General features: G+C 70.0%; 12 protein-coding genes. 5 read left to right on the forward strand and 7 right to left on the reverse strand.

Features of this window, described 5'->3' with window-relative positions:
• Positions 1-129 precede the first annotated feature (129 nt).
• The gene (locus ACXJLU_RS17985; protein WP_457333245.1) at positions 130-2,283 is read right to left on the reverse strand and encodes an ATP-binding protein; all 2,154 of its coding nucleotides are present in this window, start codon (positions 2,281-2,283) and stop codon (positions 130-132) included.
• Between the two features lie 140 nt (positions 2,284-2,423).
• Here ACXJLU_RS17985 and ACXJLU_RS17990 point away from each other — a divergent pair, with 140 nt between their 5' ends.
• Together ACXJLU_RS17990 and ACXJLU_RS17995 are read left to right on the forward strand one after the other, a co-directional pair.
• Positions 2,424-2,636 carry a hypothetical protein gene (locus tag ACXJLU_RS17990; RefSeq protein ID WP_457333247.1) on the forward strand — a complete coding sequence of 71 codons (213 nt, stop codon included), beginning with the start codon at positions 2,424-2,426 and terminating at the stop codon, positions 2,634-2,636.
• 163 nt (positions 2,637-2,799) lie between these two features.
• On the forward strand, positions 2,800-4,041 hold the full coding sequence (locus tag ACXJLU_RS17995; protein ID WP_457333249.1) for an HD-GYP domain-containing protein: 1,242 nt from the start codon (positions 2,800-2,802) through the stop codon (positions 4,039-4,041).
• A gap of 166 nt (positions 4,042-4,207) precedes the next feature.
• Here the strand turns inward: ACXJLU_RS17995 and ACXJLU_RS18000 are convergent, their stop codons facing one another.
• Positions 4,208-4,498: a nucleotidyltransferase family protein gene (locus ACXJLU_RS18000; protein WP_457333251.1), complete on the reverse strand. Its 291-nt coding sequence runs from the start codon at positions 4,496-4,498 to the stop codon at positions 4,208-4,210.
• A gap of 75 nt (positions 4,499-4,573) precedes the next feature.
• Positions 4,574-5,512 carry an extracellular catalytic domain type 1 short-chain-length polyhydroxyalkanoate depolymerase gene (locus tag ACXJLU_RS18005; RefSeq protein WP_457333253.1) on the reverse strand — a complete coding sequence of 313 codons (939 nt, stop codon included), beginning with the start codon at positions 5,510-5,512 and terminating at the stop codon, positions 4,574-4,576.
• Between the two features lie 107 nt (positions 5,513-5,619).
• Here ACXJLU_RS18005 and ACXJLU_RS18010 point away from each other — a divergent pair, with 107 nt between their 5' ends.
• Positions 5,620-6,132, forward strand: a complete 513-nt coding sequence (locus ACXJLU_RS18010; RefSeq protein ID WP_457333255.1) for a DUF3455 domain-containing protein — start codon at positions 5,620-5,622, stop codon at positions 6,130-6,132.
• Positions 6,133-6,161: 29 nt separating this feature from the next.
• Here the strand turns inward: ACXJLU_RS18010 and ACXJLU_RS18015 are convergent, their stop codons facing one another.
• From ACXJLU_RS18015 to ACXJLU_RS18030, 4 genes are all read right to left on the reverse strand, one after another.
• The gene (locus ACXJLU_RS18015) at positions 6,162-7,514 is read right to left on the reverse strand and encodes a sensor histidine kinase (protein WP_457333257.1); all 1,353 of its coding nucleotides are present in this window, start codon (positions 7,512-7,514) and stop codon (positions 6,162-6,164) included.
• On the reverse strand, positions 7,486-8,169 hold the full coding sequence (locus ACXJLU_RS18020; protein ID WP_457333259.1) for a response regulator transcription factor: 684 nt from the start codon (positions 8,167-8,169) through the stop codon (positions 7,486-7,488). The genes ACXJLU_RS18015 and ACXJLU_RS18020 overlap by 29 nt, the downstream gene beginning before the upstream one ends.
• 17 nt (positions 8,170-8,186) lie before the next feature.
• Positions 8,187-8,957, reverse strand: a complete 771-nt coding sequence (locus ACXJLU_RS18025) for a MipA/OmpV family protein (RefSeq protein WP_457333261.1) — start codon at positions 8,955-8,957, stop codon at positions 8,187-8,189.
• 110 nt (positions 8,958-9,067) lie between these two features.
• Entirely contained in the window at positions 9,068-9,841 is a 774-nt protein-coding gene (locus tag ACXJLU_RS18030) for an IclR family transcriptional regulator domain-containing protein (RefSeq protein WP_457333263.1), read from the reverse strand.
• 126 nt (positions 9,842-9,967) lie between these two features.
• Here ACXJLU_RS18030 and ACXJLU_RS18035 point away from each other — a divergent pair, with 126 nt between their 5' ends.
• Together ACXJLU_RS18035 and ACXJLU_RS18040 are read left to right on the forward strand one after the other, a co-directional pair.
• Positions 9,968-10,831 carry a shikimate dehydrogenase family protein gene (locus ACXJLU_RS18035; protein ID WP_457333265.1) on the forward strand — a complete coding sequence of 288 codons (864 nt, stop codon included), beginning with the start codon at positions 9,968-9,970 and terminating at the stop codon, positions 10,829-10,831.
• On the forward strand, positions 10,828-11,973 hold the full coding sequence (locus ACXJLU_RS18040) for an ABC transporter substrate-binding protein (RefSeq protein WP_457333267.1): 1,146 nt from the start codon (positions 10,828-10,830) through the stop codon (positions 11,971-11,973). The genes ACXJLU_RS18035 and ACXJLU_RS18040 overlap by 4 nt, the downstream gene beginning before the upstream one ends.
• Positions 11,974-11,976: the final 3 nt, after the last annotated feature.

The following is an 11,976-nucleotide window of genomic DNA, read 5'->3' on the forward strand; positions in this document are numbered from 1 at the left end:
TGCTTGTCTCCTTGCGGCCGTGGTCGGCCTGCCTGTGGTCGTCTTCGAGCCGGAACGTCCGGGCCGAGCGCCTTGGAGCGGATGCTAAGAACAGCACTTCGGCGCCGCAAGCGCGATCTTTGACCAAATTCAGGCCGAAGGCGCCAGGATCTTGCGCACCAGCCGCAGCAACTCCTCCATCGTGTTCTGCTTGCGCATCAGGCCGCGCACGCCGGCAGCGGCGGCCTGGGCCTGCAGTTCCTCGGTGATGTAGCCGGAGCTGATCACCACCGGCAGGTCGGCGCGGACCTCGTGCAGTGCCAGCGCGACGTCCAGGCCCGAGTAGCCGGGCATGTTGAAGTCGGTGATCACCAGGTCGAAGTCGAACGGCCGGCCGGCGATGGCCGCCACCGCCTCGTGCCCCTCGCGGAACGCGGTGACGCGGTAGCCGGCCTGCTGCAGCAGCCGCTCCACCATCAGCACGATGACCTCGTCGTCGTCGACATAGGCCACGTGCTGCCCGGCGCCCTGCAGCGCACCGGGCGCGGTGACCGGCGCAGCCTCCTCGACGGGTGCCGCATCGGTGGTCGGCAGGTAGAGGTGCATCGTCGTGCCCAAGCCGGGCTGGCTGTCGACGCGGATCGCGCCGTGGTGCGCCGCGACGATGCCGTGCACCACCGACAAGCCGAGCCCGGTGCCCTGCCCGGTCGGCTTGGTGGTGAAGAACGGCTCGAAGATGCGCGCCTGCGTGGCCGCGTCCATGCCGCAGCCCTGGTCCTGCACCCAGAGGTGCGCATAGTGGCCGGCGGCCAGCGGCGGCGTGGTGCCGACGGCGCGCTCTTCGCCCGGCGCCACCTCGTGCGGCTCCAGCCCGACCTCGATGCGCCCCGGCCGCCCCTGCAGCGCATGCCAGGCGTTGGTGCACAGGTTCATCAACACCTGCTGCACCTGGGTGCCGTCGGCGTTGACGTGCAGCGGCTGCGCCGCGACCCGGCATTCCAGCGACACCGCGGCCGGCAGCGTGGAGCGCAGCAGCCGCACCGATTCCTCCACCAGCGGCTGCAGCGGCTGGTTGACCAGCGCCTGCGGCTGGCGGCGGCCGAACGCGAGGATCTGCTGCACCAGGTCGCGGGCGCGCACGCTGGCCTTGTGGATCTGCTCGATGCTCGCGAGCGCCGGGTGGCCGGCGCCAATGTCCTCGCGCGCCAGCGCCACGTTGCCGAGGATCGCCGCCAGGATGTTGTTGAAATCGTGCGCGATGCCGCCGGCCAGCGTGCCGATCGATTCGATGCGCTGCGACTCGCGCAGCTGCGCCTCGAGCGAGCGGCGCTCGCGGTCGCTGCGCCACAGCCGGCGGAACATCACGATGATCAGCACGTGCAGCAGCAGCCAGGCCAGCGTGGTGAACAGCGCCAGGCGGCGCCAGCTGGCGAGCACGTCGTCGTGGCTGAGCGCCACCGTCAGGAAGAACGGGTAGCCCTTCACGACGACGGTGCCCGAGATGCGCCGCACGCCGTCGGTGAAGGCGACGTACTCGTTCACCGCCTCCTGCTGCCCCGAGCGAACCGCCAGCAGGATCGGCTGGCTCGGCGGCATCGGCTTGTTGACCTCGGCGTCGATCTGCGGCCAGCGCAGCACCAGTTGCCCGGCCTCCACGCGGCGCAGGAACACCGTGCCGTTGCGGCCGATGTCGAGCTTGCGGAACTGCTGCTGGAAGTAGCTGAGGTCCAGCGGCGCCAGCGCGGCGCCGACGAACCGGCCTTGCGCATCGCGCAGCGGGCGCGTCATCACGATCGTCTGGCGTTGGCTGACGCGGCCGGTCACCACATCGGTGAACAGCAGTTCCGCCTGAGCGTCGCGCTGGTAGGCCTTGAAGAACGAGCGGTCGGCGTAGTTCGCCATCGGCGTGCTGGCCGACGCAGTCACGTAGCGCTGGTCGCCGCGAGCATCGATGATGCGCAGCGCGATCAGCTCGTCGAAATCGCGCAGCATCGCGTCGAGCTCGCCGTTGACCTGTTTGGCGTAGGCCAGCTCGCCCTGCGGCGCGAGCGCCTCGGGCGGCACCAGCTGCGTCAGCGTGCGCAGCACGGCATCGGTGCGGCGGAAGGTGCCGTCCATGCGCACCTCCAGCGTGCGGGCGTAGTTCAACGCGGTGGTCTGGGCGGACTGGATGGCGTCCTGCCGTGCCGTCCACAGCAGCCAGCCGATCAGCACCGAGGCGGCCAGCGCGGCGCCGGCCAGCAAGGCGGCGAACTTGCGGCGCGGCGGATGCAGGGCGGCGTTCGCCGGCGGGGTGGTGGGCATGGGATGGCTTGTAGCCCGGCGCGGCGGGCGGCGCAATTGGGGGGACCCGATCCAACAAATGAAACCCCGTTGTGCCGCGCTGAAGTGGGCGCGAAGCACGGCCGCCCCACAGTGGCGGTCCCTCTCCGAAACCACCCGCCATGCCCTCGTTCCGCGCACTGCGCCCTGCCCTGTCCCTGGCCCGACTCACCCTTGCCGGCCTGCACCGCCTGCTGCCCGCCCCGCCCCGGCGCGACGACCTCCTGGCCGAGGCCACGGACATGGTCGACCTGGAACGGCGCTTGCACCACCTGGATCGCCTTGCCACCCTGGACGCGCACGTCCGGCTGAACTTCCTGCGCCATCGCCACTGACGCACCGGCCGCTTCCGGCACTTTCCAACGCATCCGACGCCAGCCCTCAAGGCACCGTCACCACGGCCGATAAGCACCGGATACCCTGCTCCCCCGGTTTGTCCACGCCGCGACATTCCGCACACATTCAAGCCTTCGGCTCTCCCGTGACGAAAGACCGAGCGTGATCAAGAAGATTTCCGTTGGACAGCTGCGCATGGGCATGCACGTCCACGAGTTCTGCGGCTCGTGGATGGATCACCCGTTCTGGCGTTCCAAATTCACGCTGAAGAGCGACGCCGACTTCGAACGCATCAAGTCCGGCGGCGTGGCCGAGCTCTGGATCGACACCGACAAGGGCCTGGATGTCGAAGGGCCCGCGGCCACGGTACGGGCCATCACCCAGGAAGCGGTCGCCGACGAGGTCGAGCGCGAGCTGGAATTCGTCGCGTCGATGCCGATGGAGTTCGACGCGCTCGACAGCGGCGACGCCGCGATGGCCAAGGCCGCTGCGCTGTACCGCCGCTCGGTGCCGAAGATCGCGTCGATGTTCGGCGAAGCCCGCCTCGGCAAGGCGATCGACGCCGGCCAGTGCGAGGAACTCGTCGAGGAAATCTCCGAATCGGTGCTGCGCAACCCTGGCGCGCTGATCAGCGTCGCACGGCTCAAGCGCGCCGACGAATACACCTACATGCATTCGGTGGCGGTGTGCGCGCTGATGGTGTCGCTCGGCCGCCAGCTCGGCCTGCAGGGCGAGCAGCTGAAGAAGGCGGGCCTCGCCGGCATGCTGCACGACCTGGGCAAGGCGGTGATGCCGCTGGACGTGCTGAACAAGCCCGGCAAGCTCACCGACGCCGAGTTCGACATCATGAAGAGCCACCCCGAGCGCGGCCACGAGATGCTGCTCGAAGGCGGCAGCGCCGGCGCGGTGGTGCTCGACGTGTGCCTGCACCACCATGAGAAGGTCGACGGCAGCGGCTACCCGCACAAGCTCTCGGGCCAGCAGATCAGCCTGTTCGCGAAGATGGGCGCGGTGTGCGACGTGTACGACGCGGTCACCTCGGTGCGGCCGTACAAGAGCGGCTGGGATCCGGGCGAAGCGCTGCGCCGCATGGCGCAGTGGAAGGGCCACTTCGAGCCGCGCGTGTTCCAGGCCTTCGTCAAGACGGTGGGCATCTACCCGGTCGGCTCGTTGCTGCGGCTGCAGTCCGGCAAGCTCGCGGTGGTGACGGCGCAGAACGCGCAGAACCTGCTGCAGCCGAAGGTGAAGGCCTTCTTCAGCACCAAGTCCAACATGCGCATCGAGCCGCTGGAGATGGACCTGGGCAGCGCTTACTGCCAGGACAAGGTGCTGCGCTGCGAATCGCCGGACGAGTGGCAGTTCAAGGATCTGGACATCCTGGCGGGCGTGAAACGCAATGGATGACCCACCCCCGAGGCGCTGACGCGCCTCCCCCTCGAGGGGGCGCCTCCAGTGGCCCGGCAAAGCCGGTTCCACGGAGGCTGCTGGATCGGGGACAACGCATCAAGGACAGCCGCTGCTTGATGCCCGCTACGCCGCTCCGGCGTGGTTGGCCAAGCGCGCGGTTGGCTCATACCGGGAGAGCCTCCGCGAGCACGCTGGCGCGCAAACGCTGCGGCAGATCCGCCGGCGTCAGCAGGTCAACGCGGACACCGAGCAATTCCTCGAGTTCGGCGTGTAATCCCCCCAGATCGAAGAGTGTCGCCCCCGGCAGCGCATCCACCAGAAGATCGAGATCACTTCCCTCCTCATCGGTCCCCAACAGCACCGAGCCGAATACCCTCGGATTGGTCGCACGGAACTTGCCGACAGTCGCTCGAACGGCACCTCGCTGGCGGTCCAGGGCAATCGATGGTCGCATCTTGCTGGCATGAGTAAGCGGTGAGTGTTGCCGTTCTATCACAGCGACCCATTCTCATGCGATCTGCAGCGCCGGTCACGGCCGGTTGAAGAACTCCCACATCAGCGCGTTGGCCGACACCGCCTGGCTCGGCGCCTCGCCGCGTGCCTTCTGCCCGCCCGGCCAGGAGTGGCCGCCGGTCTCGGTGACGCACAGCTGCACCTGCGCACCGCCGCTGCACGACGGGTAGGCCTCGCAGTGGGCGCCCGGCACCGCAAGCACCGTCTGCGGCGTGGCGGAGCAGGCGTCATGGCGGACCCAGCGCGCCATCGTGTCGGACACCGACGTGAACTCGGAGGTCGCCGCGCGCAGCCGCGTGTTGCTGCTGAACCCACCGTCGAACGGCACCATCGGGTCGTTGCGCGCGTGGATGTGCAGCACTCGCACCGGCCGCGCCGGCGCGCAGCGGCGCGTGTTGTCGGTGCCGGCCACCGCGGCGATCGCGCTGAACACGTCGCTCGCCTCGCACGCGAGGCGGTAGGCCATCATCGCGCCGTTGGACATGCCGGTCGCGAAGATGCGGCTGCGGTCGACCACCATCTGCTGCTGCAGGTTCGCGACCACCTGCCGGATGAAGCCGACATCATCGACATCACGGTCGCGTGCGGTGCCGCAGCAGGTGCCGGCGTTCCAGGTGGCGAGCGTGCCGCGGCGCAGCCGGCTGAAACCGTTCGGGAACACCAGCACCACGCCTTCGCGCTCCGACAGGCTGATCAGCCCGTAGTTCGCGTCGTCGGCCTGGTAGTCCATGCTGCCGCCGCCACCGTGCAGCGCGACGATCAGCGTCTGCGGCTTCGCGGCATCGAAGCCCTTCGGCACGTGCACGCGAACCATGCGGTCGAGCCCGCCGTGGCGGATCGTGTAGCGGTAGTCGCCCGGCGCGGCGATGCGGGCCGTCATGTCGTCCTGCGCGTGGCACAGGCTGTTGCACAACAGCAGCCCCAGGGCCACGGCAAAGCGGGTCAGGCAGCGCATAGTTTCCCTTCGCTGAAAGATCTCGCGCCGAGCTTACGACCCTGGCCCGGGCGCGGATCGCCGCATCTGCTAGGTTCCACATCAAATTCGTCACAGGAGAGACTCCCATGTTCAAGCTCACGTCCTGCCTCGGCGCCATCGCACTGGCCGCCTGCGCCTCGCAACCGGCCAGCGTCGCGGTGCCGTCCAACCTGGTGCCGAGCGGCGAACGGGCCGTCGAACGGCTGGCCGCCCGCGGCGTGCAGATCTACGAATGCCGCAACAAGGTGGGCGGCACCGGCACCGAATGGGTGTTCGTCGCGCCCGAGGCCGAGCTGTTCGACACGCAGGGCGCGCCCGCCGGCAGGCACTACGCCGGCCCGCACTGGGAAGTGGCCGACGGCAGCCGCATCGTCGGCACCGTGAAGGCCCGCGCCGATGCACCGCTGGCCGGCGCGATCCCGTGGCTGCTGCTGTCGGCACGCTCGGTGGGCGGGCCGGGCCGCCTGACGAAGATCACCAGCGTTCAGCGCGTCAACACCGCCGGTGGCGCGGCGCCTGCAACCGGCTGCGATGCCACGAGCCTGGGCCGCACCGAGCGGGTGCAGTACACCGCGGACTACATCCTGCTGGCGCCCTGAGGAAGCTCGCGGATGTGTGGCTGAAAAGGTCAGGCTGAAAAGGTCAGGCTGAACTCGGCCCCGCCCTGCGCATTCGCGGCCGCCAGCGTCCACCCATGCGCCCGCGCGATCTCGCGGCAGATCGACAGCCCGAGCCCCGCCCCCTGGTGCGCGCTGCCGTTGCCGCGCCAGAAGCGCTCGAACAGCCGCGGCAGGTCGGCCGCGGCGATGCCCGGGCCCTGGTCGCGCACGCGCAGCCCCTGCGCATCGACGGCGAGCGTCACCACCGCGCCCGGCGGTGAATGCAGGATCGCGTTCTCGGCCAGGTTCTTCACCAGGATGAACAAGGCCCCGGCATCGGCCTGCATCCGCACCGCCGCGGCCGGCCGCTCCACCTGCAATGCCACCGCGTGCCGTCCGGCCAGCCGCTCCAGCTGCCCGGCCGCATCGGCCACGGTGCTGCCCACGTCGGTGGTCTCGAAGATGTAGTTCTGCGCTTCGCTGACCTCGGCCAGGTGCAGCAGCTGGTGCACCTGGCGGGCCATGAAATCCAGGTCCTTCAGCAGCAGCTCACGGCGCGCACCGCCTTCGTCGTCCAGCTCCACCTCGGCGCGGATCAGTGCCAGCGGCGTCTTCAACTCGTGTGCCGCCGCGGCCAGGAATTCCTGCTGCACGCGGTAGCCGGTCTCCAGCCGCGCGAGCGCCTGGTTGAAAGCCTCGATCAGCGGCGACAGCTCGCACGGCAGCCGGGCACCGTCGAGCCGCGCCTTCAGGTTGTGCGGGCCGATGCGCGCCGCCGCAAGCGACGCGGCCCGCACCGGCTCCAGCAGCCGGCGCAGCGTCAACAGCACCACGCCGGTGAAGACGCCCACCGCCAGCACCGCGACCACCACCCCGCCTTTCACGAAGATGCTGCCGCCGACGCGGCGCAGTGCGGTCTCGAGCCGGTCACTGCGCGCCACCTGGATCACGTAGTCCTGCCCGCCATGCCGGATCCGCCGGTTCAGGATGTACAGCGTGACCTCGCCCGACCAGGCGGCCGTGACCTGCTCGTCCTGCGTCACCGGCTGCGTCGCCAGCACGTGTGCGGCCGGGCCGTCGGCACCCGCCAGCAGCACACGACCCTGCGCGTCGAGCACGCGGTAGCTGAAGTCCTTCGGCAGCCCGTCGACCATCGCCTGGTGCTTCTCGCTCAATTGCATCTGCGCCGGCCGGCCCTGCGCGTCGTAGCGCAAACCATCTTCGATGTGGCCGGCGGTGTCCTCCAGGCCCGGCCGCGGCACCCACAGCATGAAAGCGGCCAGCACCGCGCCGGCCAGCAGCATCACGACCAGCAGCCCGCCGATCGCGGCCAGCAGCAGCTGCGCCGTGAGGCTAGATGGGACCCGGATCGCGAAGCGCATAGCCGTGCCCCCTGACGTTGACGATCTCCAGCGCCGAGCCGATCGCCGGCAGCTTCTTGCGCAGCCGGTGCAGCGCCACGTCGAGCGCGTTCGGCGTCACCGCCTCGTCGACGCCCCAGGCCGCGCGCTCCATGGCCGTGCGGCGCACCGTCTGCCCGGCCGCGCGCACCAGGCTGAGCATGATCTGCAGCTCGGCCGGCGGCAGCGTCACCGATTCGGCGCCACAGTTCATGCAGCCAGCCTCCGGCCGCAGCTGCAGGTCGCCGAAGGCCGGTGACAGGCTTTGCAACTGGGCCGGGCGGCGCATCAGCGCGCGCACGCGGGCCACCAGTTCTTCCATCGCGAACGGCTTGGCCAGGTAGTCGTCGGCGCCCGCCTCCAGCCCGGCCACGCGGTCGTGCAGCGCGTCGCGCGCCGTCAGCATCAGGCAGGGCACGCGCTGCCCGGCGGCGCGCAGGCGGCGCACCAGGTCGAGCCCGTCGCCGTCGGGCAGGCCGCGGTCGACGATCAGCGCGGCGTAGTCGGCCTCCGCGAGCGCATGCCAGGCCGGCTCGATGCGCTCGAAGGCATCGACCTCGATGCCCGCGCCGGACAGCGCCTTGCCGACCAGCGCGGCCAGGCGGGTGTGGTCTTCGACCAGCACGACACGGTTCATCGTCGGGGGATGTCAGCTCAGAAGCGGTAAAGGTAACCCAGGCGCACCGCCGGCAGGATGCGGCGGTCGACCAGCGGGCTGTCCTTGATGCTCGAGCCGAGCGCGGTGGCACTCACGTCGAGGAACGCGCCGTCGCGCGGCGACAGGCCGTAGAACGTGCGCAGGCCGAGCTCGGCGTTGGTGGTGGCGCGACCTTCATAGGCCGGCCGGAATGCAGTGGCTTCCTCCGGCCGCACGCCGTAGTAGTAGTCGACGTACTTCGCGTCGCGCCAGACCGCGGCGACACGCGGCGTGAACATGAAGCGCCCGAAGCGGAAGTCGCGCTCCACCCCCAGGCGCGCCTCGGTGCCCTTGCTGTGCGAAGAAGCATCACCGGCCAGCTCGGCCGACAACTTCGCGTACTCGGTGCGCCATTGCACCGCGCCGCCCAGCCAGAAGCTCGGCTTGCGCTCTTCCATGCCGTTGAGGATGGGGGCGTCGTCCGACTCGTAGCCGTCGCCCAGCGCATAGCGCGCGCGCAGCGCGAACGACACCGGGCCGGCAGAGGGCAGCTTCAGGTCGGCGCCGAGGCCCAGCACGCGCACGTACTCGTTCTCGAAGCTGATCAGCGGCAGCACGCGGGTCTTGTTCTCGGCACCGGCGTACACCGGGCGCTGCCAGCCGGCACCGATGCCCAGGCCCCAGCCCGAGGGCGGCGGCGCGGGTTGATCCTCTCCCGGCTGCGGCTGTGCCATCACCAGCGGGGCGGCGGACAGGGCGAGCATCGAGAGCACGAGGGAACGGAGCACGGTGGGGTTCAGCATGGTGAGGTCGATCCAGTGACGAAGCCGCGATGGTTCTTTCGGTCGACTTACAGGCGACTTACCCACGGCGGCGCGATACATCATGTGACCACAAATCACAGCAGTGGCCGCAGCGCCTGGGCCGCCTCGTGCAGCAGTGGCAGCAGCTGCGAGCGCATCTGCTCCGGCGTGTACGCGACCGACTGCAGCGTCATGCCGACCGCGCCCTTGCAGACGCCCTTGCGGTCGCGCAGCGCGGTGGCGATGCCCGACAGGCCCAGGTCGCGCTGCTGCGCGGTGATCCAGTGGTCGGCCGCCCGCGCCGCGCGCACGTGCTCGCGGAACACCTCGGCGGTGCTCACCGTGTGGGCCGTGAACGCATGGAAGTCGTGCTCGGCGAGCCAGGCCTCGAGCTCCGCATCGCCCAGCGCCGACACCATCACGATGCCCGGCGTCGCCACATGCGCCGGCGCACGCGCACCGACGTGGTAGCCGATCGACACCACGCGTGGCGCATTGCTGCGCGCGACGTAGACCACCTCGTGGCCGTCCAGCACGCTGACGTTGACCGTCTCGCCGCATTGCATCGACACCCGCTGGATGAAGGGCTGCACCAGCCGCGGCAGCCGCGCCGCGCCGATGTAGCTCTGGCCCAGGCGCAGCACGCGCGGCGCCAGCCAGAAGCGCTTGCCGTCGGTGCCGGCATAGCCGAAGTGCACCAGGCTCAGCAGGTAGCGGCGCGCGGCGGTGCGCGTCAGGCCGGCCAGTTGCGCAGCCTCGCTCGGCGTCAGGCGTGGGTGGTCGTCGTCGAAGGCCTCGATCACGCGCAGGCCCTTGCCCAGGCCGTCGATGAGGTCCTTCCTGTCGATCTGGAACGGGGTGTCGTCCATGCAGTGGCGGGTTCACGACCCGAGTTAACCCGAAAACGCGCGATCATCGCGCTGCCAGAGCGACTATCGCGCATTTCCGGGTCACCACGCTTGTGGCCGGCCCGGGGCCTGCCTACCCTCGCGCCGATGACCCTTTCCGGCAGCACGCGCGTTTTCCTGATCCTCGGCGACCCGGTGGCGCAGGTGCGTGCGCCGGAGGTGTTCAACCACCTGTTCGCGCGCCACGGGGCCGATGCGGTGCTGGTGCCGGCGCAGGTCGCGGCGGCCGACTTGGCGGGCTTCGCGCGGCAGGCGCTGAAGGCCCGCAACATCGACGGGCTGTGGCTCGCGATCCCGCACAAGACCGCGATGGTCGACCTGCTGGACCGCTGCGACCGGCTCGGCCGCAGCGCCGGCGCGGTGAACGCGGCGCGGCGCAACGCCGACGGCACGCTCGAAGGCGCGCTGTTCGATGGCGTCGGCTTCACGAAAGCGCTGGTGCATGTCGGCGTGCCGGTGCAGGGCCGCAGCGCGCTGGTGGTCGGCGTGGGCGGCGGCGGCGTGGCGATCGCGACCTCGCTGGCCGCGGCGGGTGCGGCGCGCATCGCGCTGTTCGACACCACGCCGGGCCGCACCGAGGCCATCGCCAGGCGATTGGCCGCCGAGTTCGGCGTCGACGTGGTGTCGCTCGATCGACCGGACCCGGCCGGCTTCGACCTGGTCGTCAACGCGACGCCGCTCGGCTTGCGCGCCGACGACCCGCTGCCCTTCGATCCCGCGCAACTCGACCCCGGCACGGTCGTCGTCGACATCCTGATGAAGAACCAGCCGACGCCGCTGCTGCGCGCCTGCCACGCGCGCGGCATCGTGGCCCACCCCGGCTTCGAGATGCTGGTGCAGCAGGTGCCCGAGTACCTGTCGTTCTTCGGCTTCGACCGCATCGCGCAGGCGGTGCAGGAAGATGCTTCCGAGGTGCGCGCACTGTTCCAACCCCAAGGAGACAAAAAATGAACTCACCCCTCCGCTGCGCGCTGCTGGCGGCGATCGTCGGTGCCGCCACCGTCGCCGCGCAGGCCCAGACCGTCAAGCTGGCCGTGATCCAGGAACTCTCCGGCACCGGTGCCACCGCCGGCACCAACGCGAAGAACGGCATCGAGCTCGCGGTGAAGGAGATCAACGCGGCCGGCGGCATCCTCGGGCGCAAGCTCGAGACGCTGGTCAACGACACGCAGTCGAACCCGGGCGTCGCGAAGGGCCTGGCCACCAAGGCGGTCGACGACGAGGTGTTCGCGGTGCTCGGGCCCACCTTCTCCGGCTCGGTGCTGGTCAGCATGGCCGAGACGCGGCGTGCCGAGGTGCCCAACTTCACCGGCGGCGAGGCCACCTCGATCACGCAGCAAGGCAACCCGTACATCTTCCGCACCAGCTTCACGCAGGCCTCGTCGATGCCGAAGGTCACGCGCTACATCGCGACCACGCTGAAGGCGAAGACGGTGGCGGTGATGTTCGTCAACAACGACTTCGGCAAGGGCGGGCGCGATGCCTTCGTCAAGTCGGCCGACGCGAGCGGGCTGAAGGTGGCGGCCGACATCTCCACCGAATCGGGCCAGGTCGATTTCGCGGCGCCGGTGCTGCGCGCGAAGCAGAGCAATGCCGACGTGCTGTTCGTCTACACGAACGAGGAAGAGTCAGCGCGCGCGCTGCGCGAGCTGCGCAAGCAGGGCTGGAGCAAGCCGGTGATCGGCGAGACCACGCTGACCGGCCAGAAGGTGATCGACCTGGCGGGCGAGGCCGCGAACGGCGCGATCGCGCACGTCGGCCTGACGGTGGATGCGCCGACGCCGGCGATGCGCGCCTTCCGCACCCGGTTCGAGAAGGAATACAAGTACGTCTCGGACCACAACGGCATCAAGGGCTACACCAGCGTCTACATGCTGAAGGCCGCGATCGAGAAGGTCGGCAAGTTCGACCGCGTCGCGGTCGCGAAGGCGCTGCACGGGCTGAGCATCACGGTGGCCAAGGAGCCGGGCGTGCTGATGGACGTGAGCATCGACGCCAACGGCGACCTCGACCGCGAGAGCTTCATCGTCGAGGTGAAGAACGGCAAGCAGGAGGTCAGGGAGACGCTGCCGGCGCTCGGCAAGAAGTCGTGACGT

It is taken from the genome of Rhizobacter sp. P5_C2, from assembly GCF_054049715.1.

What these genes read in the sequence shown, in the direction of transcription:
- ACXJLU_RS18030 (WP_457333263.1), bottom strand. Translation starts at nt 9,841, where the DNA reads ATGGACGACACCCCGTTCCAGATCGACAGGAAGGACCTCATCGACGGC.
- ACXJLU_RS17985 (WP_457333245.1), bottom strand. Translation starts at nt 2,283, where the DNA reads ATGCCCACCACCCCGCCGGCGAACGCCGCCCTGCATCCGCCGCGCCGC.
- ACXJLU_RS18000 (WP_457333251.1), bottom strand. Translation starts at nt 4,498, where the DNA reads ATGCGACCATCGATTGCCCTGGACCGCCAGCGAGGTGCCGTTCGAGCG.
- ACXJLU_RS18010 (WP_457333255.1), top strand. Translation starts at nt 5,620, where the DNA reads ATGTTCAAGCTCACGTCCTGCCTCGGCGCCATCGCACTGGCCGCCTGC.
- ACXJLU_RS17990 (WP_457333247.1), top strand. Translation starts at nt 2,424, where the DNA reads ATGCCCTCGTTCCGCGCACTGCGCCCTGCCCTGTCCCTGGCCCGACTC.
- ACXJLU_RS18040 (WP_457333267.1), top strand. Translation starts at nt 10,828, where the DNA reads ATGAACTCACCCCTCCGCTGCGCGCTGCTGGCGGCGATCGTCGGTGCC.
- ACXJLU_RS18005 (WP_457333253.1), bottom strand. Translation starts at nt 5,512, where the DNA reads ATGCGCTGCCTGACCCGCTTTGCCGTGGCCCTGGGGCTGCTGTTGTGC.
- ACXJLU_RS18035 (WP_457333265.1), top strand. Translation starts at nt 9,968, where the DNA reads ATGACCCTTTCCGGCAGCACGCGCGTTTTCCTGATCCTCGGCGACCCG.
- ACXJLU_RS18015 (WP_457333257.1), bottom strand. Translation starts at nt 7,514, where the DNA reads ATGCGCTTCGCGATCCGGGTCCCATCTAGCCTCACGGCGCAGCTGCTG.
- ACXJLU_RS18020 (WP_457333259.1), bottom strand. Translation starts at nt 8,169, where the DNA reads ATGAACCGTGTCGTGCTGGTCGAAGACCACACCCGCCTGGCCGCGCTG.